Annotated in this window: 27 protein-coding genes, 1 tRNA gene and 3 pseudogenes; 16 read left to right on the forward strand and 15 right to left on the reverse strand. The window is 60.0% G+C overall.

Going from position 1 to position 20,029, the window contains the following annotated elements; all coding sequences use genetic code 11:
• The 3 genes from modC to csrA all read left to right on the forward strand — a co-directional run bounded on the left by modC (window position 1) and on the right by csrA (window position 2,623).
• Window positions 1-1,092: a molybdenum ABC transporter ATP-binding protein gene (modC, locus tag E5221_RS17460; RefSeq protein ID WP_061551763.1), complete on the forward strand. Its 1,092-nt coding sequence runs from the start codon at window positions 1-3 to the stop codon at window positions 1,090-1,092.
• Window positions 1,093-1,149: 57 nt separating this feature from the next.
• On the forward strand, window positions 1,150-2,172 hold the full coding sequence (locus E5221_RS17465) for a DNA topoisomerase IB (protein WP_039614484.1): 1,023 nt from the start codon (window positions 1,150-1,152) through the stop codon (window positions 2,170-2,172).
• A 253-nt stretch (window positions 2,173-2,425) separates the two neighbouring features.
• A complete protein-coding gene (csrA, locus tag E5221_RS17470; protein ID WP_004375914.1) occupies window positions 2,426-2,623 on the forward strand; it encodes a carbon storage regulator CsrA in 198 nt (65 codons plus the stop codon).
• A gap of 45 nt (window positions 2,624-2,668) precedes the next feature.
• Here the strand turns inward: csrA and E5221_RS17475 are convergent, their stop codons facing one another.
• Genes E5221_RS17475 through E5221_RS17490 form a run of 4 tightly spaced genes read right to left on the reverse strand, consistent with a single transcriptional unit; the run spans window position 2,669 to window position 5,961 of the window.
• A complete protein-coding gene (locus E5221_RS17475) occupies window positions 2,669-3,022 on the reverse strand; it encodes a response regulator (protein ID WP_013973192.1) in 354 nt (117 codons plus the stop codon).
• Window positions 3,023-3,033: 11 nt separating this feature from the next.
• Window positions 3,034-4,479 carry an ATPase domain-containing protein gene (locus E5221_RS17480; protein ID WP_061551764.1) on the reverse strand — a complete coding sequence of 482 codons (1,446 nt, stop codon included), beginning with the start codon at window positions 4,477-4,479 and terminating at the stop codon, window positions 3,034-3,036.
• Window positions 4,480-4,485: 6 nt separating this feature from the next.
• A complete protein-coding gene (locus E5221_RS17485) occupies window positions 4,486-5,643 on the reverse strand; it encodes an ATP-binding protein (protein WP_061551765.1) in 1,158 nt (385 codons plus the stop codon).
• 42 nt (window positions 5,644-5,685) lie between these two features.
• Window positions 5,686-5,961 (reverse strand): hypothetical protein, encoded by a 276-nt coding sequence (locus E5221_RS17490; RefSeq protein WP_247846077.1) that lies wholly within the window; start codon window positions 5,959-5,961, stop codon window positions 5,686-5,688.
• A 202-nt stretch (window positions 5,962-6,163) separates the two neighbouring features.
• Between E5221_RS17490 and E5221_RS17495 the strand changes: the two genes are divergently transcribed.
• Together E5221_RS17495 and E5221_RS17500 are read left to right on the forward strand one after the other, a co-directional pair.
• A tRNA-Leu gene (locus E5221_RS17495) sits at window positions 6,164-6,248 on the forward strand.
• A 105-nt stretch (window positions 6,249-6,353) separates the two neighbouring features.
• The gene (locus E5221_RS17500; protein ID WP_015270882.1) at window positions 6,354-6,767 is read left to right on the forward strand and encodes a DoxX family protein; all 414 of its coding nucleotides are present in this window, start codon (window positions 6,354-6,356) and stop codon (window positions 6,765-6,767) included.
• Between the two features lies 1 nt (window position 6,768).
• Here E5221_RS17500 and E5221_RS17505 read toward each other — a convergent pair whose 3' ends face one another.
• The gene (locus E5221_RS17505) at window positions 6,769-6,966 is read right to left on the reverse strand and encodes a hypothetical protein (RefSeq protein WP_003257414.1); all 198 of its coding nucleotides are present in this window, start codon (window positions 6,964-6,966) and stop codon (window positions 6,769-6,771) included.
• A gap of 461 nt (window positions 6,967-7,427) precedes the next feature.
• On the opposite strand from E5221_RS17505, the gene adhP reads away from it, so the two are divergent.
• Window positions 7,428-8,438: an alcohol dehydrogenase AdhP gene (adhP, locus tag E5221_RS17510; RefSeq protein ID WP_247846078.1), complete on the forward strand. Its 1,011-nt coding sequence runs from the start codon at window positions 7,428-7,430 to the stop codon at window positions 8,436-8,438.
• A gap of 165 nt (window positions 8,439-8,603) precedes the next feature.
• Window positions 8,604-8,840 carry a hypothetical protein gene (locus E5221_RS17515; RefSeq protein ID WP_247846079.1) on the forward strand — a complete coding sequence of 79 codons (237 nt, stop codon included), beginning with the start codon at window positions 8,604-8,606 and terminating at the stop codon, window positions 8,838-8,840.
• Window positions 8,841-8,856: 16 nt separating this feature from the next.
• On the opposite strand, the gene E5221_RS17520 is transcribed toward E5221_RS17515, so the two are convergent.
• Together E5221_RS17520 and E5221_RS17525 are read right to left on the reverse strand one after the other, a co-directional pair.
• Window positions 8,857-9,093, reverse strand: coding sequence for a hypothetical protein (locus E5221_RS17520; RefSeq protein ID WP_061304085.1), 237 nt, complete (start codon window positions 9,091-9,093; stop codon window positions 8,857-8,859).
• A 110-nt stretch (window positions 9,094-9,203) separates the two neighbouring features.
• Window positions 9,204-10,418: an aldose 1-epimerase family protein gene (locus tag E5221_RS17525; protein WP_247846080.1), complete on the reverse strand. Its 1,215-nt coding sequence runs from the start codon at window positions 10,416-10,418 to the stop codon at window positions 9,204-9,206.
• Window positions 10,419-10,635: 217 nt separating this feature from the next.
• On the opposite strand from E5221_RS17525, the gene E5221_RS17530 reads away from it, so the two are divergent.
• The 4 genes from E5221_RS17530 (at window position 10,636) to E5221_RS17545 (ending at window position 13,274) form a co-directional block, all read left to right on the forward strand.
• Window positions 10,636-11,529: a LysR substrate-binding domain-containing protein gene (locus tag E5221_RS17530; protein WP_247846081.1), complete on the forward strand. Its 894-nt coding sequence runs from the start codon at window positions 10,636-10,638 to the stop codon at window positions 11,527-11,529.
• A 98-nt stretch (window positions 11,530-11,627) separates the two neighbouring features.
• Window positions 11,628-12,332 carry an SDR family oxidoreductase gene (locus E5221_RS17535; protein WP_039614491.1) on the forward strand — a complete coding sequence of 235 codons (705 nt, stop codon included), beginning with the start codon at window positions 11,628-11,630 and terminating at the stop codon, window positions 12,330-12,332.
• Window positions 12,333-12,388: 56 nt separating this feature from the next.
• Entirely contained in the window at window positions 12,389-12,943 is a 555-nt protein-coding gene (locus E5221_RS17540; protein ID WP_247846082.1) for a pyridoxamine 5'-phosphate oxidase family protein, read from the forward strand.
• Between the two features lie 40 nt (window positions 12,944-12,983).
• On the forward strand, window positions 12,984-13,274 hold the full coding sequence (locus E5221_RS17545; protein ID WP_061551770.1) for a DUF1330 domain-containing protein: 291 nt from the start codon (window positions 12,984-12,986) through the stop codon (window positions 13,272-13,274).
• A 1,203-nt stretch (window positions 13,275-14,477) separates the two neighbouring features.
• Here E5221_RS17545 and E5221_RS17550 read toward each other — a convergent pair.
• From E5221_RS17550 to E5221_RS28885, 7 genes and pseudogenes are all read right to left on the reverse strand, one after another.
• Window positions 14,478-14,768 (reverse strand): hypothetical protein, encoded by a 291-nt coding sequence (locus E5221_RS17550; RefSeq protein ID WP_247846083.1) that lies wholly within the window; start codon window positions 14,766-14,768, stop codon window positions 14,478-14,480.
• Window positions 14,765-15,058, reverse strand: a complete 294-nt coding sequence (locus E5221_RS17555; protein WP_247846084.1) for a hypothetical protein — start codon at window positions 15,056-15,058, stop codon at window positions 14,765-14,767. Before E5221_RS17555 ends, E5221_RS17550 begins: the two co-directional genes overlap by 4 nt.
• A gap of 119 nt (window positions 15,059-15,177) precedes the next feature.
• Complete coding sequence (locus E5221_RS17560; RefSeq protein ID WP_247846085.1) at window positions 15,178-15,321, reverse strand: hypothetical protein; 144 nt, start codon at window positions 15,319-15,321, stop codon at window positions 15,178-15,180.
• 59 nt (window positions 15,322-15,380) lie between these two features.
• Window positions 15,381-15,617, reverse strand: coding sequence for a hypothetical protein (locus E5221_RS17565; protein ID WP_247846086.1), 237 nt, complete (start codon window positions 15,615-15,617; stop codon window positions 15,381-15,383).
• 171 nt (window positions 15,618-15,788) lie between these two features.
• Window positions 15,789-16,238, reverse strand: coding sequence for a carboxymuconolactone decarboxylase family protein (locus E5221_RS17570; protein WP_217191372.1), 450 nt, complete (start codon window positions 16,236-16,238; stop codon window positions 15,789-15,791).
• Window positions 16,239-16,372: 134 nt separating this feature from the next.
• Window positions 16,373-16,690 (reverse strand): annotated as a pseudogene (locus E5221_RS17575) (DUF2514 family protein); the annotation flags it as partial.
• 550 nt (window positions 16,691-17,240) lie between these two features.
• Window positions 17,241-17,381: pseudogene (locus E5221_RS28885) on the reverse strand (glutamate 5-kinase); the annotation flags it as partial.
• 257 nt (window positions 17,382-17,638) lie between these two features.
• Between E5221_RS28885 and E5221_RS17585 the strand changes: the two are divergent.
• Window positions 17,639-18,106: a hypothetical protein gene (locus tag E5221_RS17585; protein ID WP_181126834.1), complete on the forward strand. Its 468-nt coding sequence runs from the start codon at window positions 17,639-17,641 to the stop codon at window positions 18,104-18,106.
• Between the two features lie 18 nt (window positions 18,107-18,124).
• Here the strand turns inward: E5221_RS17585 and E5221_RS17590 are convergent.
• A pseudogene (locus E5221_RS17590) lies at window positions 18,125-18,361 on the reverse strand (phage head morphogenesis protein); the annotation flags it as partial.
• A gap of 206 nt (window positions 18,362-18,567) precedes the next feature.
• Between E5221_RS17590 and E5221_RS17595 the strand changes: the two are divergent.
• The 4 genes from E5221_RS17595 to E5221_RS17610 all read left to right on the forward strand — a co-directional run bounded on the left by E5221_RS17595 (window position 18,568) and on the right by E5221_RS17610 (window position 20,015).
• Window positions 18,568-18,792 carry a hypothetical protein gene (locus tag E5221_RS17595; RefSeq protein ID WP_247846087.1) on the forward strand — a complete coding sequence of 75 codons (225 nt, stop codon included), beginning with the start codon at window positions 18,568-18,570 and terminating at the stop codon, window positions 18,790-18,792.
• A 193-nt stretch (window positions 18,793-18,985) separates the two neighbouring features.
• Complete coding sequence (locus E5221_RS17600) at window positions 18,986-19,345, forward strand: hypothetical protein (protein ID WP_247846089.1); 360 nt, start codon at window positions 18,986-18,988, stop codon at window positions 19,343-19,345.
• Window positions 19,342-19,593: a hypothetical protein gene (locus E5221_RS17605; protein WP_024086938.1), complete on the forward strand. Its 252-nt coding sequence runs from the start codon at window positions 19,342-19,344 to the stop codon at window positions 19,591-19,593. The genes E5221_RS17600 and E5221_RS17605 overlap by 4 nt, the downstream gene beginning before the upstream one ends.
• Complete coding sequence (locus E5221_RS17610; RefSeq protein ID WP_247846090.1) at window positions 19,590-20,015, forward strand: hypothetical protein; 426 nt, start codon at window positions 19,590-19,592, stop codon at window positions 20,013-20,015. Before E5221_RS17605 ends, E5221_RS17610 begins: the two co-directional genes overlap by 4 nt.
• Window positions 20,016-20,029: the final 14 nt, after the last annotated feature.

Genomic DNA, 20,029 nt, shown 5'->3' on the forward strand with positions numbered 1-20,029 from the left:
ATGAGCGCATCGATTGTGGCGCGCCTGCAACTGGCACGCGACGACTTCACCCTGGACGTAGACCTGCACCTGCCCGGCCGTGGCATCAGTGCGTTGTTCGGCCACTCCGGTTCTGGCAAGACCAGCTGCCTGCGTTGCCTGGCGGGGCTGGAACGGGCCGCCAGCGCCTACATCGAGGTCAACGGCGAAGTCTGGGAAGACAGCGCCCGCGGATTCTTTCTGGCACCACACCTGCGCCCGGTAGGCTACGTGTTCCAGGAGGCCAGCCTGTTCCCGCACCTGTCGGTACGCGGCAACCTGGAGTTCGGCTGGCGCCGGGTGGTCGCTGCCGAGCGCAAGGTCAGCCTAGACCTGGCCTGCCAGCTGCTGGGTATCGGCCACTTGCTGGCACGCTGGCCGGCGACCTTGTCCGGTGGCGAGGCGCAGCGGGTGGGCATTGCCCGCGCCCTGCTCAGCAGCCCGCGCCTGCTGTTGATGGACGAGCCACTGGCTGCACTGGACGGGCCGCGCAAGCGCGAGATCCTGCCCTACCTGGAGCGCCTGCATGGCGAACTGGACATCCCGCTGGTATATGTCAGCCATGCCCAGGAGGAAGTGGCGCGGCTGGCCGACCACCTGGTGTTGCTGGAGCAAGGCCAGGCAGTGGCCAGCGGCCCGATCGGCGAAACCCTGGCCCGCCTCGACTTGCCGCTGGCCCAAGGCGAGGATGCCGGCGTGGTGTTCGAAGGCCTGGTGGTGGCGCATGACGCGCATTACGACCTGCTCGACCTGCGCCTGCCCGGCAACGACGGGCCGCTGTTGCGTATCACCCACCCTGCCCAGGTGATGGGCAGCACCTTGCGGGTCAAGGTGCAGGCGCGTGACGTCAGCCTGGCCCTGGCAGCCGACAGCACTTCGAGCATTCTCAACCGCTTGCCGGTGCGCGTGCGCGAAAGCCGCCCGGCCGCCAACCCGGCCCATGTACTGGTCAGCCTGGATGCTGGCGGCAATGCCTTGCTCGCGCGCATCACCCGCTTCTCGGCAGACCAGCTCGGCCTGCACCCGGGCCAGGTGCTGTTTGCCCAGATCAAGTCGGTGGCACTGCTGGGCTGAGCATCGGCCACGTCGCTGGTGTCCATTGATCAGTGACCTGATCGAGGCCTGCCAACCATGCTTGACTGCCCCCTGCCGCGCACCCTGCACTACGTCGACGACAGCCAGCCGGGCCTGACCCGGCGGCGCTGGAGAGGGCGCTTCATCTACCTGGATGCCGACGGCCAGCGGGTGCGCGACAGCGATACCCTCGCCCGTATCGCTGCACTGGTAATCCCCCCTGCCTATACCGAGGTGTGGATCTGCGCCGACCCGCAGGGCCACCTGCAGGCGACAGGTCGCGATGCCCGTGGCCGCAAGCAATACCGCTACCACGCGCAGTGGCGCGAAATACGCGACCAGCACAAGTACGGGCGCATGCTGGCGTTTGCCCAGGCCCTGCCGAAATTGCGCGCACAGCTGCACGACCACCTTGCCCGGCCAGGCCTGGACCGGGAAAAGGTGATGGCGCTGGTGATCAGCCTGCTGGACCACACCCTGATCCGCATCGGCAACCAGCGCTACCTGCGTGACAACCAGTCCTATGGACTGACCACCCTGCGCAACCGCCATGTCGAGGTGAAGGGCAGCAGCATCCGCTTCCAGTTCCGCGGCAAGCGCGGCGTCGAGCACAACGTCAGCCTCAACGATCGGCGCCTGGCCAACCTGCTCAAGCGCTGCATGGAACTGCCCGGCCAAGCGCTGTTCCAGTACCTGGACGACGACGGCCAGCGCCATAGCGTCGGCTCCAGCGAGGTCAACCAGTTTCTGCAGCAGCTGACCGGGGCCGACTTCACCGCCAAGGACTACCGCACCTGGGCCGGTAGCAGCCTCGCCCTGGATCTGCTGAGGCCCTTGGCCTGGGAGCCCGAGAGCGAAGCCAAGCGCCAGGTCGCCGCCATCGTCCGCCAGGTAGCATCACGCCTGGGCAATACACCGGCAGTGTGCAGGCGCTGCTACATTCACCCGGCTGTACTTGAACACTATGCCCTGGGGCGCCTGGCCAACTTGCCGAAGAACCGTGTGCGCAAAGGCCTGGACCGTGAAGAAGTAGCCTTGCTGTTATTTCTTCAGGCACTCGAGGAACAGGATGACCATTAACCCGGTCTATTCAGACCATGATGCGAAGAAATTTCCCATTGGCCGCCAAGCCCCCTATTCTTGCCACCGAGCACCTTGGCCGACAAACCGCTGGCGGTTTGCTTCGGCACCTGCGACTGAAGACACGCAACAGAATTTGTCTGTCGGGGAATTACTATCCGCCGAAAGCGTCTTTAATGAGAAGGAAGAGGGACAAGCTCCCGCCGCCGTGGCAACTAGCCCGACGGACTTTTACATCACCAAGGAGAACTACATGCTGATACTCACCCGCAAGGTTGGCGAAAGCATCGTCATCAACGATGACATCAAAGTCACCATTCTGGGCGTCAAAGGGATGCAGGTGAGGATCGGTATCGATGCACCGAAAGACGTCCAGGTCCATCGAGAAGAGATTTTCAAGCGTATCCAGGCCGGCAGCCCGGCCCCGGAAAAGCACGACGACTCGCACTGAGCGACCTGCCTCAAGCCGCACGGACGCGCCTGATCGCCCCGCGCTTCAGGTGCCTAGCAGTTCGTGCACCTTGGCGATCATACAGTCCATGTCGAACGGTTTGTCGAACACTGCGGCGAACAGTTCCGGGCATCCCTGGTTGGCCTGCGCGCCACTCATGAGGATGACCGGCAACTCGCTCAAGGCCGGGTCCTCACGCATCGAGCGCACCAGTTCCTCACCGTTGAGCAGTGGCATCATGTAGTCGGTGATAACGAGCTGAACGCGCTTTTCCTTCAGTGCCTCCAGCGCCTTGCAGCCGTTGCTCGCCTTTTCCACCAGAAAACCCTCGTCCTCCAGGGCAAAACCGAGAATGTCGGCAATCAGGTACTCGTCATCGACGATCAGGATGGTGTTCATCGCCCGCCCCGTCACCCGCTCCCCTGCGGCACCGGCGTTCCCGAAAGCACACCGCAAGCGCCTTCGAACGCCTTGCGCAGGGTAATGCCCTGCGGCCCGATCAGCAGCTCGTGCAAGGCAGGGTCATGGTGGCTGTCACGCACCTTGAGGATCGACAGCATGCGCCGCAGCTGCGAATCCAGCTCGACGAAGCGCATCAGCATCAGGTTGTCGACGATGCTCGACAGGTCCGGGGCTGGCGCGCTGATTTCCGCGCCGAATATGTCGCGCATTTCCCAGGTCAGCATCACGCTGACATCGCGCGCGCGCAGTTCGCCGACCAAGGCGCGGAAAAACGCATTGAGCCGCGCAGGGTCGATGGCCAGGCGGCTGAACGCCCCCAGGCTGTCGATCAGCACGCGCTTGCTGCCTTGCGCTTCGACCCGCTCGAGCAGGCGCGCACCGACCTGGTCCAGCAGGCCCTCGGTAGTCGGTTGCCAGCAAAGCTGCAGGATGCCAGCCTGCTCCATGGCTGCAAAATCGTAACCCAGCGACGCGGCCTTGATACGCAGGCGCTCCGGCGTTTCGTAAAAGCCGAAATGCAGCCCCGGCGCCTGCAGGCTGCTGGCACCGAGAAATGCCAGGCCCAATGACGTCTTGCCAATACCCGAGGGCCCGATCAGCAGGCTGACCGAGCCCGTGGCCAGGCCGCCACCGAGCATTTCATCCAGGGTCGCCACCCCGCTGCGGATGCGCTCCAAGGTGGCGCTGCCCGCCTGGCTGGGGTGGCTGAACAGTGACTCCAGGCGCGGGTATACATGCATGCCGGTTTCATCGATGAGGCATTCATGGCGCCCCGACAACGCCGCACTGCCCCGCGTCTTGCGCAGCTGGATATGACGCACGGCGCGGCTGCCAAACAGTTGCTCGCCCAGTTCGATCACCCCGTCGACCATGGTGTGCTCCGGGCTGCCCTCTTCCAGCCGGGCGCTGGTCAGCAGCAGCACGGTACAACCGGCAAAGGCCGCATGGCCCTGTAGTTCGGAGACGAATTTCTTGGTGTCCAGCGCGGTTTCCGCACGCACCCGGGCATTGAGCACGCCATCGACGATCAGCAGGCTGGCCTGCTGGCGGGCGATTTCCTGGCGCAGCAGCCGTACCACGGCGTCCAGGCCTTCCTGCTCCAGGGTATCGAAGGCACTGACGAACTGGATCGGATCACCTACCAGCGCCGGGTCGAAGAACTCCAAAGTCGCCAGGTACTGGAACAGCCGCTCGTGCGACTCGCTGAGCAAGGTGGCCACCAGCACCCGGCCACCACCGCGCACATGCCCGCAGGCCAGCTGATTGGCGAGGATGGTCTTGCCCGCCCCCGGCGGGCCCTGAATGATGTAGGACGCGCCAGCCACCAGGCCACCCTGGAGCAACGCATCGAGCCCATCGATCCCCGTCACCAGCCGCCTGAGTGCCTGTGCCATGGTGTTCTACCTGTCGAGTTGGCTGTCCGTGTGCTGATAGATTGGCAAGTAAAGCTGCATGCAAGTTCCCCGGCCGGGCTTACTGTCGACGCAAATGGCACCACCGCTCTGCCTGGCAAAACCATACACCTGGCTGAGGCCCAGGCCAGTCCCCTTGCCAAAGGGCTTGGTAGTGAAAAACGGTTCGAAGATCCGCGGCAGTACCGCTGGCGCGATGCCCTCGCCGCTGTCTTCGACCTCAAATCGCACAAACCCGCCGTGCAGGCCCTCCACCTCACCGGTCAGTTCGACCACCTCGACTGTCAAGCCGATCCGGCCCTGCCCCGTGATGGCATCGCGGGCATTGAACAACAGGTTGAGCAGTACCATCTGCAATTGCCCGGCATCCACCTCGATCAGGGGCAGGTCCGGTTGCAGCACCACCTCCAGGTCAATCGATCCAGGCAGCGCATGCTCCAGTAGACCACGGGTGGCGGCAACAAGGTTCGCCGGGGCGACGCAAGCCACATCAAGCTTGCGGTGGCGGGCAAAGCTGAGCAACTGCTGGGTCAGCTCGGTGCCCCGCTGCCCGGCATCGAGAATGTGCTGCAACATGCGCTGGGCGCGTGCCGGGTCCTGGGTGGCCAGCGCCAAGCGCGCCGAGCTGATGATGATGGTCAGCATGTTGTTGAAGTCATGCGCCAGGCCACCGGTCAACTGGCCGAGGGCCTCCAGCTTCTGTGCCTGGAACAGCTGGGCGCGCACCGCGTCCAGTTGCAGCGCCGTCTCGCGACGGTCGGTGATGTCCCGGGTCACCTTGGCCAGGCCGACAATCTGGCCCTGGTCATCGCGAATCACATCCAGGGCGGCCAGCGCCCAGAACTGCGTGCCATCCTTGCGTACGCGCCAACCCTCATCCTGCGCCACGCCCTGCTCCAGCGCCTGGCGCAGCAAGCGCTCCGGGCGGCCCTCGGTGCAATCCTGCGGGGTGAAGAACAACGAGAAATGCTGGCCGATCACTTCATCGGCACGGTACCCCTTGATACGTTGCGCGCCTGCGTTCCACGACACCACATGGCCGGAAGGATCGAGCATGTAAATGGCGTAATCCACCACCGACTGAACCAGCTGTTCATAGCGGTGGGCAGGCATGACAGGGTGGTCGAGACAGTCAGCTGAAACCATGCGAACTCCACCGGCACAGCAGGAGGGAAAACATTGCGAGGTTCAACGCCCAGGCTCAACCAGCACAAGGCTGATGCGCCGAGGCATTGCCACTTTCAGCAGCCACAAGCCGACCAGCAGGATAAGCCCGCCACCGGCCAGGGCCATCAGCCGCTGCGGTTGAGAGTGTTCGGCATCGAACCCCAGCATAAGCAGATAACCGCCCAGGCTGATCAGGCTCAGGTAGAGAAATGCCGCCAGCACGACGACCAGCACGAACAAAAGTCGCCACAACAGCCGTGGGTGCACGATACGCTCGGAAGTATCGGACAGAGTCATGACCGCACACTCTTTGGATCCAATAAAAGGGCAACAGTGGCGTAATGACAGCAAGGTGTCAATTGCCCATTCGATCGACCCTTCATTCTGTTGATCATAGGCGCTGTGGTTGACTCAACTATAACAATGGGTTATAAAGCGCGCTTGATTGCGAGGCCCTTCTGCTTAGAAGCGAGCTGGTCGTTACGGCCCCTTCAAGCGTGCGAGTGTGGTGGAATTGGTATACACAGCAGACTTAAAATCTGTCGGCGTGAGCCTTGCGGGTTCGAGTCCCGCCACTCGCACCAAATTTCTTCGCAAAAGGCGCCCTCGCGGCGCCTTTTTGCTACCCGCCTGCAAGGTGTTGCGCAGCTGCTAGAGTGGAGCTTGAACCCGTCCACTGGAACGCCGCCATGCGCTACTCCCTGTTCGATGGTCAACGCGACATCATTATCCTGATTGCCCGTGTGCTGCTGATGATCCTGTTCGTCTTGTCTGGCTGGGGCAAGCTGACCGGGTTCGAAGGCACGGTCGGCTACATGACTTCACTGGGCGCTCCTGCCCCCATGCTGGCAGCGGCAGTAGCCGTGCTCATGGAATTCGCCGTCGGCATCCTGCTGATCCTCGGATTCTACACCCGGCCGCTGGCCTTCCTGTTTGCGTTGTTCGTACTGGGCACGGCGCTGCTGGGCCACCCGTTCTGGAACATGGTCGACCCTGAGCGCAGCGCCAACATGACCCAGTTCCTGAAAAACCTCAGCATCATGGGCGGCATGTTGTTACTGGCGGTTAGCGGCCCCGGGCGTTTTTCGGTGGACGGGCGCTGAGTCAGTCGTCTTCGCAGTCGTCGAACCAGGCTGGGTGATCACGCTCTTCTTCATCAAGGTCATCCAGCGTTTCTTCGTCTTCCTCGATGTCATCCTCGACGCCTCGGGCATCGGCTTCTTCTTCAGTGTCGTCGTAGAGGAATTCGTGATCAAGCAGGTGATCATGTTCGGGTTCGTGCAGGTCATCTTCGTCGCGCATGCTGACTCCTGGGCTGGTGGCAGGCCTGTATAGGCGGATCGGCTGCACAGGTCAATGCATTACCGCTTAATGCTGAGTTAACCGGCCGGACCCAAGCTGCAGGCTCTCCCTTCAAACGTTGCTTGCCCGCCATAACCGGCGGGCTTTTTTTTATTGCTGCCACTCCCCCTCCGTCCAGTGCAGTGAAATCACAGGGAACCCGGCCCATGCTGGCCACCCTCGAGCTGAGCCATGCATGACAAGTCCATCACCTGAGCTTCACAAAATGCTGACATCCCGCTGGGCACACTGCCCCTGCTCCCTATGTTCTTACAGCCCGCCGCATCGTTGCCGCGGGCTTTTCTTTTTGTGGCATGCACAGTGCCTCTGACCATGACCTGAGGCAGTTTTACCGTATCGGCCCAGGGCTATGCTTAGCCGGCGATAAGCAAGCCCATTCGGAACAGGATACGGAGGCTCGTATGAAAGCTGCTATTGTTGCACCAGGCCGTCGCGTGGAAGTGGTGGAGAAAACCCTGCGCCCCCTCGAGCACGGTGAAGCGTTGCTGAAGATGCAATGCTGCGGTGTGTGCCACACCGACCTGCATGTGAAAAATGGCGACTTCGGTGACAAGACCGGTGTGGTGCTAGGTCACGAAGGCATCGGCGTGGTCCAGGCAGTAGGGCCAGGCGTCACCTCGCTCAAACCGGGCGACCGCGCCAGCGTGGCCTGGTTCTACCAGGGTTGCGGGCATTGCGAGTATTGCAACAGCGGCAACGAAACCCTGTGCCGCGAAGTGAAGAACTCCGGCTACACCGTGGACGGCGGCATGGCCGAAGCCTGCATCGTCAAGGCCGACTACTCGGTCAAAGTGCCCGACGGGCTCGACTCCGCTGCCGCCAGCAGTATTACCTGCGCCGGCGTGACCACCTACAAGGCGGTGAAGATCTCCAACATCCGCCCCGGCCAATGGATCGCCATCTACGGCCTCGGCGGCCTGGGCAATCTTGCCCTGCAATATGCCAAGAACGTCTTCAACGCCAAAGTGATCGCCATCGACGTCAACGAAGAGCAACTGCGCTTCGCCAGCGAGATGGGCGCTGACCTGGTCATAAACTCACGCACCGAGGATGCCGCCAAGGTCATCCAGGCCAAGACCGGTGGCGCCCATGCCGCCGTGGTTACCGCCGTTGCCAAGGCTGCCTTCAACTCGGCCGTTGACGCCCTGCGTGCGGGTGGCCGCCTGGTTGCGGTCGGCCTGCCGTCGGAAGCCATGAACCTGAACATCCCTCGCCTGGTGCTGGACGGTATCGAAGTGATCGGCTCGCTGGTCGGTACCCGCCAGGACTTGCAGGAAGCTTTCCAGTTTGCGGCGGAAGGGAAAGTGGTGCCGAAGGTGACCCTGCGACCGATCGAGGATATCAACCAGATCTTCGATGAGATGCTGGAGGGCAAGATCAAAGGGCGGATGGTGATTCAGTTCGAGGGGTGATGCCCCATGTGCGCTGGCTGTTGGTGCAGCGCACACTACCCTAAAATGGGCGCGCCTTAGGTCCTGGTTTCAGGTAAGCGCTATGCTTGATACACGATTTTATCCAAGTCGTGGTTTGTAGTCGGTTCGCAAGCAGAAGACTGGCTAGCACATCGGAGTGAACGTATGGGCATCCGCAGCTTGGCGAAAAACCTGCCACCCGACCCGGACAATGACGGCTGGGTACTTGGATGGGGCGTACTGAGAGACCGGCATCCCTGGCATTTCGTCGATGTGTTTGCCGACCAGAGGGCCGCCAGGGCCGAGGCGGTGCGCCGCGGGGCAGGCTATGTTGTGGAGTTCGGCTCGCACCGCCTGGGATCGGATGAATTCGTTTGTGGGATATCCCCGCCTGAAGGCTAGCCTGTGAGTGGGTTCATTATTGGTCTAAACGCCGCCGCGTCAGAAACAGTACCACGCCCAACGGTACGGCCAGCAACGCCAGCAGCTCTAAGTCAAAACCCAGGACCTGCTGCTGGCCGACGTTGAGGATTCCAACCAATCCCGCTGCCAGTAAAACCAAACCCAGCCACTTGCGTAGTAGGTATGGTTTTAGAAACTGAACGACGATCGCGCCTAGAATCAGTAGGGCGACCGTTTGCATGATGTAGGGCATGTGCAATTCCTCAGATCTTAATGACCAGCATCACGCCAGAGTGTTCTGGGCACCCACCTACCCGGCAGCACTACCTGAAGCCACAGCTATCTGCTTGGCCCTGACCGGCGTCAACCCTTGGTCAGATCAACCAATGGCGCCTGCAGTACCTCGGTTTCGCGCCCTCCTTGTATCTCGCCAACCTGCTTCAAGGCCTTGTCCACTGCAACCTTGTCCACCAGCAAGCTGTAGCTGATGTGGAACTGCCTGTTTTCCTTCGGTCCGATTGTCGGCACAAGGTTCAGAGGCCGCTGATAACGGCGATTGTAGGAAAAGCTCGTCCCTGGTTCCAGCCCCGTTACATAACCCTGGCCTTGTGTATCGGTATTTTTCCACAGGGAGAATACAGGCAGTGTCCGCGTATTGAAGCCGACCGAAACGCCCAGATTGCCAGCCTTGTCATGCAACACGGTCAACGTATTGCCCTGGTCATCGGCATACGGCACCACGTTGTAAACCGTTTCGTCATAGTCCTTGGTCGGCGCTCGGTAGGTTTGCCAGTCGGGCAGATCTGCCCTTGCCTTGTCGTTGAATGGCGACACTTGCTTCACTGGCGCGGCAAAACGAGCGCCCTGCTCCAGAATCGGGGTGCTGAAGTTACTGTGATAAAGCGCCTGGTATTCCTTCGGATAGTCGCCGTTGTTGGTCAGGGTGTCGTTGAGGGCGAACTTCACGCTGCCGGGTTCGGTGACCAGTTCGGTCACGACGGAGAAGTCGACTTTCTTGAATGCCTGCTCTTTCAGTACACCACGCAAGGTAATGGCGTAAGGGGGCTTCTCATCAATGTGCAGGGTGACTTGGTTCGCAGGAATGTTGGCAGCCCGACCGTGCAGGGTCAGCAGTTCGCCGTTGTCGATGCCAGGGTGGCCGACCCATTCGTAACCGCAGCGGGTGACCAGCTCATTGAAACCTTCCAGCCAGCCCAGGCCATTGCGCCCGTTGAGGTCGATGAAGGACGGGTTGACCACTTCCTTGACCGGCGAATCCCAGCCCATGCGCACATTGCCGACCGACGCCTGCAAGACGTTCATTCCACGGGTCGGCACGACCGAAAGTTTCATCGTACCGTTATCGATGTCGACGATGCTGACACCCTCTTGCCGACCGCCGTGCAAGGTGCGCAAGGTAACGCTGAAGGGCTTGTCGGTTTTTACACCAAGTTGCTGGCTGGTGATCTGCCAGTTCTGGGCGGCTTTGTCGGTGTCGAGCAGAACGTAATCCCAGGCCATGGTGTTGGAAGCCGCAGTCAGGGCGCCAAGTGCAACGAAGAATTTGAGGAGGGGCATAACAGGTTGCCTTTCTTGGAGTTGTTCCCCTTTATAGACACGAAGAAACGTTTCAGCAAGCTAGCCAAGCGATGCTTTCGATTGGCACGGGTTTCTTTAGCTATTTTCGGGGAGTAGCCTCGACACAGTGAATCTTTCGAGCCCGATCAGGTTATCAACCTTGTGAAGGCATCAGAGAAACAGAAAAACTGCACAACTCGATAGAATTTTCATTGCCATGCCAGACGGTTTCCCTGATTTGCCCTCGCTGAACGCGTTGCGTGTTTTTGAAGTGGTGGCTCGCCGCTTGAACTTCCGTGTGGCTGCCGAGGAACTGGGTGTGACCCAGGCGGCAGTTGCCCAGCAGATACGTGGGTTGGAGGCGAGCCTGGATCTGCGTTTGTTTGAACGCCTGCCCCGTGGCTTGGCGTTGACTGATGCGGGCCTGGGCTACAGCGGAAGCATTCGCAGTGCACTGGCCATGATCGACGAGGCAACACGCCTGCTTCGGCCACAGACCTCTCACCTGACAGTCAGCGTTACACCTACCTTCGCCTCAAAATGGCTGATTCCCAGGCTCGGCAATTTTGCGCAGAGTCATCCAGACATCGATTTGCGTGTGCTGGCAACCGATCGGCTGTCGCACTTCAGCACCGATGGTGTGGATATCGCTGTCCGTTATGGCAAGCCCGAGTTCGGAGCGGGCTTGAATAGCGAACTGCTGATGGAGCAGCTAATCGTTGCGGTGGCCAGCCCAAGGCTGTTCGAAGGCAGCGAAATACCTGCAAGCTTTGCTCAATTGCAGGATTTCGTCATGTTGCACGATGCCCATAATTTCTGGCCTCAGTTCCTTGCAGAGCTGTTCCCACAACACATGCAGCCCACAGCCAGAAACCTGCGTTTCAATCAGACCTCATTAGCCATTGAAGCGGCAATCAGCGGCCAAGGCATTGCCCTGGCCAGCCCTGCGTTCGTCGGTGATGACATTGCCGCAGGCCGGCTGATGCAGGTTTTTACCCAGCAACTCAGGATCGACAAGTCGTTCTATCTGGTCTGGCCACGCAAGATGAAACAGCCAGACTCGTTGAGCATGGTCCAACGCTGGCTCAAGCAACAAGCTGCCGATAGTTAATCTATCGTAATAGTGAAGTTTAGCTGTCTCCCTCACCAATGGGGCTGCTGCTAAGGTGAATGCACCTGTAAAATCAGCATTGAGAGATTGGAGGCAGCATGTCAGTAGAAAAAGTTGCGATTATCACGGCCGGTGGCAGCGGCATGGGCGCTGCGGCAGCACGACGCCTGGCCGCCGAAGGCTTCAAGGTTGGGATTCTCTCCTCTTCGGGCAAGGGCGAGGCGTTGGCTGCCGAACTCGGCGGTATTGGTGTAACCGGTAGCAACCAGTCGGTTGAAGACCTGCAACGCCTGGTCGACGCTGTCGTGGAGAAGTGGGGCCGTATCGATGTGCTGGTCAATAGCGCCGGCCATGGTCCACGCGCGCCAATCCTGGAAATCAGCGACGAGGATTGGCACAAGGGCATGGATACTTACCTGCTCAATGTCATTCGCCCGACTCGCCTGGTGACGCCTTACATGCAGCGTCAGAAGAGCGGAGTGATCATCAACATCTCCACTGCCTGGGCGTTCGAACCCAGCGAACTGTTCCCGACTTCTGCGGTATTCCGCTCGGGCCTTGCCGCGTTCACCAAGATCTTCGCCGACAATTTCGCCGGCGATAACGTGCGCATCAACAACGTCCTCCCTGGCTGGATCGACAGCTTGCCGAGCACCGAGCAACGCCGCGACAGCGTGCCGCTCAAGCGCTACGGCACCAGCGAAGAAATCGCTGCGACCATTGCGTTCCTTGCTAGCGAAGGCGCGGCCTACATCACTGGGCAGAACATCAGGGTCGATGGCGGCGTAACACGCAGCATTTGATCGTCCTTGGCCGCAGCATTGCTGCGGCCCTCGTTTCATGGAACATGGTTTATTTCATGCTGGACGATCTGTTTCAGACCATATGGGCGCAACTGGCGATCCCGGTCGGCCCCGTGCGCAACCCTTATCGGCTCATGCAACTGTCCACCTTGGACGAGCAAGGATGGCCCGCCTCCAGAACAGTTGTGCTGCGAGATGCCAATGCCCGTGCAGGCGCGCTGTACTTTTACGCGGACAGGCGCTCGGCAAAATGCACGCAGATTGCCGTTGATCCACGCGTTGCACTAACGGCACTGAGCCCTTGCGGCCTGACCCAGGTGCGCATGGAGGGGCTTGCCACCCTGGTCGAGGATATCGGGCATCGACGACGCTGCTGGTCGGCGGCGCGTGACAAGACACAGGCATTGTTCCGTCATGGCGCTGTGCCGGGGCAGGTGATTGAAAGCCCTGAAGTCGCCTACGAACGCATCCAGGGCGGTTTCGAGCACTTCGCAATCCTATGCATCGAACCGCGAGCGCTGGAGTGGCTGGATCTCACACGACCCGTTCAGCAACGGGCTCGCTTCCTGCGCCATGAAGGATTGTGGCAATCCTCCTGGCTGGCTCCCTGAGGCAGGCTTCTCGTACAGAACATGCAAACAGGAGTAATTGATGAAAGGTTACTGGATCATTCTGGGGACTGCTGTTACCGACACGCAGGCGCAGCAGGAATATGGCCGGTTGTGGGCGCCAATCGCCGAGCAGTATGGCGCCAGGCTCAAGGTTCTCGATTCGACAGCGCTGGTCGAGTCGCATACCAGCACGCGGGCGCTGGCGGTCGAGTTCGACAGTTATGCCCAGGCCAAGGCGTGCTATGCCGATCCCGCCTATTCGGAAGCAAAGGCGATGGCGTTACGCGCCTATCGTCGTGAGTTGCTCATCGTTGGGGGGGATATAGGCTGATCAAGGGTTCGATGATACGGATGCATGGGACGAAAGCGTCCGACATCGTTCCCCTCCTCCAGTGCAATACTGAATAGCTCTGCCAAAAGAAAAGGCACCCGCAGGTGCCCTCTCAATACCGTTTACGGAATGAATCGAGTGCCACAAGCGTGGCACATCCAAGTGCGGCGCCACTCTTCCAATTTGTCGTACTGTGCGACGTTGAATTTCCAGTGGCGAACGAATCCAATTACACCGACGGTGATAAATATCGCGCCTATGAAGAACCTTGACCAATCAACGCCCCAGAACGTGTTCATAAGCTTGAGGCCATCGTACAAGATGATTGCGCCAACCCCTGTAAGGATGACCGGGCCAAGCAAGCGCTTACCTGGAGGTGGACCGACGCTTGCCGCCAAATTGGTCTGATGCCGACCTGAAGTTTCAACGGTCACGCTTGGTCCGAATCCGGATTGGGATTGCGCTTGGTGGGTTGCTTGTATGTGAGAAGTGCCAGCAGCATGGATGATAGACAGAAGCTGGACGTTTTGACCTTGGCATTGCGGGCAGCAGATTGCGTTATTGCTCACCACGTATTCATTCCTTTGAGGGGTGAAAGGCGAGCATTCTAAGGCAATTGCATACATCAGCGCACTACGCGACTTTATCCGAGCGCTATTCACGACTTACCAGGCCCACAAACAACCCGACCCTCCATCCCATCTGTGTGCCTTACACCCGCCCAACTACTCACATGAAGGGTGCGAATGCCCGATGATGAGAAGCGGAGATATGCCAAGGGGCTGGAGCACTGGGCTGGTGCTTCTACGGCATACAAAACGCTCATGCACATTACCGACTGCGCTTACCGTCGCGTCGGCGCGATCACCAAGCACTCGAAAGTCTGCAGTTTCGGAACTCGTAGTTTTTCCGACCCGCAAAGAAAAACCCCGCAGACGTTAATCTGCGGGGCTTTCGAATGGTGGAGGCCGAGGTCGGAATCGAACCGGCGTAGACGGATTTGCAATCCGGTCTCAACCTGCTATTTTATTGGGGGAAATCGATCAACCCCTTGTATCTATTGGGGTTTCCCTCATTTTCCTGCATCTTGATTCATCATCATTTGGGACATTCGATGTCCCAGATTTGTCCCACGCTTCCTGACACCCCTCTCCGGCGTTCTGCCGACCGTTCCCCTTCCTTTATATAGCTCCTAGCAGACCACTACCTCACCTTCCCCTTCCGCAGGATCTCATGCACGTAGTGGTCAGGCTCTGGCTCGCGGCAACTGAACAGGCCGATAGCATAAGCTTCCTCGTGCTCGCTCAGGCCGAACCACCTGGCCGCCTCGGCCATCTCCAGCATATCGGACAGCTGCAGGTCGTCGACCTGGTTCCGGCGCCGGCACTCGAAGGCCATGCTCACCAGCTTGGCCGCGTGCTTCTCGGGATCGGCGGCCAGATCGCACTGGTTGTCGAGCGCGTCGACCCACTCGCGCGGCAGCTGGCTCATCATTCCAGACGGCACCACCAGGACTGCGCATAGACCACGCCGTCCACCTCTTCGAAGCCGGTGATGTTCATCCCGAGCGTGGCCATGCCGTTCACGCAGGCATCGTGCAGGCGCGGGATGATGTCGCCGCTGGGTGTCGGGTTGAAGACCCAGGCCTCGATGCACGGGCGGCCCAGCACCTTGCTGTTCCCGTACTCAATGTGGATGTCTGCCCGTATCGGCTTGATTTTCTTGAGCTTGTCGCTCGGGATGGCCATGCCGCGCTCACGGCGGCGCACGAGGAGGAAGTACATTGGATACCAATACTGTATATAGATACAGTATTTCAGCATCAGGAAACGCAAGCGCGCCAGTACCGCTCGGCGGACTATGCGTGGTTGCTCAGGAAAGGATGTCGACACATGCGGCCCGATCAGTGAATCGGGCCAGCAGTGCCGCCTAACGCTTTGAGCTGGTAGTCGGTGACCGCCTGGAATTGCGAAGCGGCAATCAGCCGCAGACGCTCCACCTCTTCCGCCGGCTCACCCGAAGCCTGGGCTTCGTGATAACGCGTCATGGCGTCCACGGCATCGGTCTACATGGGATGGTCAGGGTAAAGAATCGGCGGCTTACACTTCATCGGGCTCCATCCTGAGAAGGCCATAACTGAATGGTAGCCGGTGCCCGACCTGCTTGGATTAACTGGTAATCGAGAACCGCTTGGTATAGCGAATGCGCCAATAGGCGTAGACGTTCGACCTCTTCAGGCGGCGCGCCACCTGTTTCCGCATCACGATGGGCCCGGACCGCTTCCAGAGCTTTCAGTAGCAAGGGCTCACCAGCGAGCGCCATCCCCTCCAGCATTCTTTTCACGGATTAATCCTTTGGTGGAAGTCAGTGCATTATAGGCCGCTTCGCCCCAGTGCCCGCTATTCAGTGGATCGAGGCGATGCGGCTACAATTGACCCTGACTTCACACCCCGATAAGGCGGAAAACCGAGCTCCACCTTAGCGACTTCCTTCGCAGGGTTAGGCGGTTGACAGCTACCCCTTCGCGGCAGGCTTGAGTCTGAACGTAACCCCCATCCTGTTGAAAGCGTTCATTGCAGCAATCGTGGCAGTCAAATCTACCAAGTCTCGCTCGTTGAAGACCGCGGAGGCGGCAGCGTAGGCCTCGTCCGAAACATGGGTTTCTCCCACATTGGTCACCTCTTCTGCCCACTTCAATGCAGCGCGCTCTAGATCAGAGAATAAGTGTTCCGCCTCATGCCAAACCGCGACTAGCAGCACCTTGTCAACTGACATGCGGCCTTTGATCAAGTCGCGAGAGTGAAGATCGATGCAGAACGCGCAACCATTGATCTGTGATACCCGAAGGAAGACCAGATGTATCAACTCCGGAGGTAGATTCGTTCCGGTGGTTACATAGTGGTGTAACCCGGTCAGCGCTTTTGCTGCACCGGGAGACTTTTCAAACCAATTCATACGAGTCATACATACTCCATAAGCGCTTTCGTAAACACAGACGCATTTTATTGCGTACGCGGCTCGGCTCATGGGTCCAATCCGCTGTAATTTCTGGGTTCCAATAGGTGGCTAGGGCGCTTTTCTGCCTCCCTGCTTCCTTGCTATGGAGAGAACTTTCCAAAACCGTCGATCACCGCCTCGCATGCCAGGCCGGCTATTCGGCTTCGCTCAAGCGCTGTCGCGAGCTCTCCCGCCATTCGGTCAGACTCTTCAAGCAATCCCCCGAGCACCACGACGGCAGAGGTTCCTGCCTTGCGCTGCTGGGCAGCGATGGTGTCGCAGGTGGCTCGGTGGCCGGCCCGCAGTCTGGCGATCTCGCCACGCAGCCCGTCAGCAGCAGACTCAGCATCAGCGGCGCGGCCTTGGGCCAGTTCCAGTTTCTTGCGTGCACTCTCGCCCTCCTCGTCCGCCACGGTTTGGCCTGTGAAACGCCGTGGAACGAAACGGCGTAGACGCCACCCGGAGCCTGGGTCGAATGACCATCTTCCAGCGGCTCCGCGTACGGCAGGTTGTTCTGGATGTAGACCACGGCGTATGCCTCGACCGACTGGAGCACGGCCCCACCGTTGCTGATTGTGGTCGCGCCAGATGGATCCACGGTGTCGAGCTGCGCGTAGCTGGGAGTGCCTACAGTGACGATATTGTTGGCCCTGAACCGCCCGCCAACATAGCCCTGGCCCGCGGCGACCTGACCAACGAAGAAGTTCTGCTCCCGCTCGCGCTTCGTCAGCTTCTTGTTGCCAAACTGCGCCGCCTTGGCGTCGTAGGAGTCGGCCATGGCGACGTTCCGGGCCTTGAGTTCCTGATTTACCTTCCAGAGGCTGGGGTTGCCCACAGGAGAGCGCAGCACGACCTCCTGCAGCATGGCCATGGCAATGACGCGAGTTCGGGTAGCTACAGCTTCGTCGATCTCCTCGCGGAACATCGTCGGTGGCGTGCTCCACCCCCTGCCCTTGCCTTTGGCCATGGTCACTTCCTCAGCTGGATCTCGTAGTGGGCCTTGGCCGGGTCGATGCCTGGACTGACAATGCGGTACGTGGCCGGCTCGCCGGTGATAAGGTCGGGCGCCGTGATCTGGTGCCCAACAGCCGGCTTGTCGGTGACCTCGTTGGTCACCTTGGCCTTCAGGCCGGTGACATCCTCCTGCTGCGGAAGGCCATCGATGTCCAGGACAAACTTGCCGTCCTTCTCGACGTACAGGGCTGCTACCGATTCTTCGACGCCTTCGAGGCTGTCCAGTTGGAATTTCAAGGTCATTGCTGTCTCCCAGAGACGTTGAGCAGGCCCTGCCTGCAAGTAAAAAAGCTTGAAATGAATCTACGTCGTAGTTATATTGCAACAACTACAAAGCACAATGGAGTCACCCAATGAGTTCTGTACAGTTCATTCATGGCGATAATGGCGAGGCTGTTTTTGCTGTGTTGCCTATCGAGATGTACCGCTCTCTCCTCACAGGCGGCGCTGGATCAGAGGCCTCTGCCTCATCACATCCGCTTTTGAATGAGGATCAAACGATGATCAAACTGCCTTACGGTGGCCCTGATGCTTATCTCCACATCCCGGACCTTCTGAAGTACTTGAAGGACAATGGAATCAAGCACCTCGCTATCAACCAGCGCGCTCAGATTTTGGATAACTTTCCGCCTGAGCAAGCGATGACGCTCGACCCAATCATCCGCCGCGAGTTTCTTGGCGACCTTCGGTACAGAAACACGATGCAGGCAACCACCGAGGTGGTAGATGCTCTAGTCGCATCGGGGCACTTCCGGCGCGTTAAGAAGCGCTACGAAGGCGTGTTTGGCCGTTCTGTGAATGCACTGGAAGTAGTCGAGTAAGAAATACGTACGCCGGCCTCAATCGAGGCCGGCTCTTTGGAATGCCATCGGCTCCCGCTCTCGCAGCTGCTTGAGGGTCAGGGTCCGGCCGTCGTCGTCGACAAACCGGTCGATGGTGAGCTGGCCCTTGCTGAACAGCTTGTAGCGAGCCGGGCCAAGCACATCCTCTTGGAACGCTGCAGGCTGGCGTGCGAGCCATTCGCCGTAGCTGGTCTTGCTGCTGACCTGCTCGGCGCCATCCGGGCCGACTGGGCGGAGCATGTCGGTACCGGCGATGTTTCCAGCAAGGTCGAGGCCGCTTTCACCCAGCTGCACAACGACCTACATGAGGCCAGCGAGAAGCTGGCTGAGCGGGATGCGCTGCTGCGCGAACTGGCGGACGCGCCGCCAGCCGCTATGGAGTTTAGGTTGCAGCAGAAGGTGAAAGCGGCCCTATCCGCCAGCGCAGAGCCGGAGGCAACGTGAGGACGCACTTCGCACCATTCACCGACCTCGAAGACATTGAGCAGGCGCCTTGCGGAACTTGGCTAGGGGAATCCTCCGAGCTGTCAGCCGACTGGGCCGAAGTCGATTGCCTGCTCTGCCAGAAACGCAAGGACAGGATCATCGCAGCCGCAGCAGACGAAGAGCGCTTCATCGTCGAGCAGATGGGCGACATGGCCGCATTCATGCGCGCCGAGGCCTAATCCCCTCAAGAGAACATCTGTACTCCCAAGCTTTAACCCCTCTCCCCTCTATTCACTGCCGCGATATGGCGGCCAAGGAATCGTCATGCCCGAAAAAAATGAGTTGGACCTCGACGCGATCGAGGCGGCGGCCAAGGCTGCAACCCCGCAAGACTTCGTCAGCGCCCAAGTCGGTGGTGCCTAAGAAGGATGGATGGAATGCCCTGGGTGTGGCGGTGAAGGCTCTGTCGAGCTGACGGCCGACTACCTGAACTACGACGGCGTGGCATTGGGTGTGCAGTTCTATGGCATTGGTGAGCCGCACGTTCATGCTGAGGCGTACTACCGTGCCGCGCGGCCTGCCGTCATGTTGGCCCTGATTGCAGAAGTCCGCGCTCTCAGGACTGACGCAGAGCGGTACCGCTGGTTGCGCGACCCCGACGGACAGGAGGACTTGGGCAGCGAATACAACATGCCTCCCATCATCTGCGGCTATGCCGAACATGAGGACATTTTTGCCAACGCCGCGCTAGACCGCGCGATCGACCAGGGCATGGAGGCGCTCAAGTCATGACCCGCCTCGCCCTCTGCCTCCTGCTGCTGGCCACCGGCGCCAGCGCAACCGAGAACGTCATCGACGTGCAGCACGACAGCCAGCGCGGCGTCACCTGCTACCTACTGAACGGGGTCGGCATCAGCTGCATCCCCGACAGCCAGCTGCAGGCCGGCAACGAGCGCCAGCTCTCCCCGCACGAAACCCAACCCGAACCTACACCCGCTCTGGCGCCTGGGCGCTGGATTGATGAGAGGTATCAGCTGTGAGTCGACCAGTCACAGAGCAAGATTTCCGCCGGCCCGAGTTCCGCGACGCCAAAGTCGAGGACTACGAGTTCCGCAGGGACGGCGCCCTCGTCCGCAAGGATCGCTGGGAGCAAGGCATTCACCGGATCCACAGCATCGTCGGCCGGCGCGGCCGAGATTTCGAGATATCCGAAGTGGTCGAGGCAGTGGAGCAGCTGAAGGGCCAATGGCTCACCGCCAGCCACGACAACGACCCCGAATCCGAACGGATTGATGTGCGCCTGCGCTGCGGCAGTGTGCTGGCCGGATGCGTCCGAACTGGAGCCTTCGCCTACCGCTGGCCGTTCGGCCAGTTCAACTTCACCAGCAAGGACTTCGGCAGCGACATCGTCGCATTTCAGCCGATACCCAATCCAAAGCCCAGCCCGGAGGCCCAGCCATGATCGCCCTCACCTAC

This window comes from Pseudomonas sp. A2 (assembly GCF_023100865.1).
Taxonomy (GTDB): Bacteria; Pseudomonadota; Gammaproteobacteria; order Pseudomonadales; family Pseudomonadaceae; genus Aquipseudomonas; species Aquipseudomonas asiatica.

What these genes read in the sequence shown, in the direction of transcription:
- modC (WP_061551763.1), top strand. Translation starts at nt 1, where the DNA reads ATGAGCGCATCGATTGTGGCGCGCCTGCAACTGGCACGCGACGACTTC.
- E5221_RS17465 (WP_039614484.1), top strand. Translation starts at nt 1,150, where the DNA reads ATGCTTGACTGCCCCCTGCCGCGCACCCTGCACTACGTCGACGACAGC.
- csrA (WP_004375914.1), top strand. Translation starts at nt 2,426, where the DNA reads ATGCTGATACTCACCCGCAAGGTTGGCGAAAGCATCGTCATCAACGAT.
- E5221_RS17475 (WP_013973192.1), bottom strand. Translation starts at nt 3,022, where the DNA reads ATGAACACCATCCTGATCGTCGATGACGAGTACCTGATTGCCGACATT.
- E5221_RS17480 (WP_061551764.1), bottom strand. Translation starts at nt 4,479, where the DNA reads ATGGCACAGGCACTCAGGCGGCTGGTGACGGGGATCGATGGGCTCGAT.
- E5221_RS17485 (WP_061551765.1), bottom strand. Translation starts at nt 5,643, where the DNA reads ATGGTTTCAGCTGACTGTCTCGACCACCCTGTCATGCCTGCCCACCGC.
- E5221_RS17490 (WP_247846077.1), bottom strand. Translation starts at nt 5,961, where the DNA reads ATGACTCTGTCCGATACTTCCGAGCGTATCGTGCACCCACGGCTGTTG.
- E5221_RS17500 (WP_015270882.1), top strand. Translation starts at nt 6,354, where the DNA reads ATGCGCTACTCCCTGTTCGATGGTCAACGCGACATCATTATCCTGATT.
- E5221_RS17505 (WP_003257414.1), bottom strand. Translation starts at nt 6,966, where the DNA reads ATGCGCGACGAAGATGACCTGCACGAACCCGAACATGATCACCTGCTT.
- adhP (WP_247846078.1), top strand. Translation starts at nt 7,428, where the DNA reads ATGAAAGCTGCTATTGTTGCACCAGGCCGTCGCGTGGAAGTGGTGGAG.
- E5221_RS17515 (WP_247846079.1), top strand. Translation starts at nt 8,604, where the DNA reads ATGGGCATCCGCAGCTTGGCGAAAAACCTGCCACCCGACCCGGACAAT.
- E5221_RS17520 (WP_061304085.1), bottom strand. Translation starts at nt 9,093, where the DNA reads ATGCCCTACATCATGCAAACGGTCGCCCTACTGATTCTAGGCGCGATC.
- E5221_RS17525 (WP_247846080.1), bottom strand. Translation starts at nt 10,418, where the DNA reads ATGCCCCTCCTCAAATTCTTCGTTGCACTTGGCGCCCTGACTGCGGCT.
- E5221_RS17530 (WP_247846081.1), top strand. Translation starts at nt 10,636, where the DNA reads ATGCCAGACGGTTTCCCTGATTTGCCCTCGCTGAACGCGTTGCGTGTT.
- E5221_RS17535 (WP_039614491.1), top strand. Translation starts at nt 11,628, where the DNA reads ATGTCAGTAGAAAAAGTTGCGATTATCACGGCCGGTGGCAGCGGCATG.
- E5221_RS17540 (WP_247846082.1), top strand. Translation starts at nt 12,389, where the DNA reads ATGCTGGACGATCTGTTTCAGACCATATGGGCGCAACTGGCGATCCCG.
- E5221_RS17545 (WP_061551770.1), top strand. Translation starts at nt 12,984, where the DNA reads ATGAAAGGTTACTGGATCATTCTGGGGACTGCTGTTACCGACACGCAG.
- E5221_RS17550 (WP_247846083.1), bottom strand. Translation starts at nt 14,768, where the DNA reads ATGATGAGCCAGCTGCCGCGCGAGTGGGTCGACGCGCTCGACAACCAG.
- E5221_RS17555 (WP_247846084.1), bottom strand. Translation starts at nt 15,058, where the DNA reads ATGTACTTCCTCCTCGTGCGCCGCCGTGAGCGCGGCATGGCCATCCCG.
- E5221_RS17560 (WP_247846085.1), bottom strand. Translation starts at nt 15,321, where the DNA reads ATGACGCGTTATCACGAAGCCCAGGCTTCGGGTGAGCCGGCGGAAGAG.
- E5221_RS17570 (WP_217191372.1), bottom strand. Translation starts at nt 16,238, where the DNA reads ATGACTCGTATGAATTGGTTTGAAAAGTCTCCCGGTGCAGCAAAAGCG.
- E5221_RS17585 (WP_181126834.1), top strand. Translation starts at nt 17,639, where the DNA reads ATGAGTTCTGTACAGTTCATTCATGGCGATAATGGCGAGGCTGTTTTT.
- E5221_RS17600 (WP_247846089.1), top strand. Translation starts at nt 18,986, where the DNA reads ATGGAATGCCCTGGGTGTGGCGGTGAAGGCTCTGTCGAGCTGACGGCC.
- E5221_RS17605 (WP_024086938.1), top strand. Translation starts at nt 19,342, where the DNA reads ATGACCCGCCTCGCCCTCTGCCTCCTGCTGCTGGCCACCGGCGCCAGC.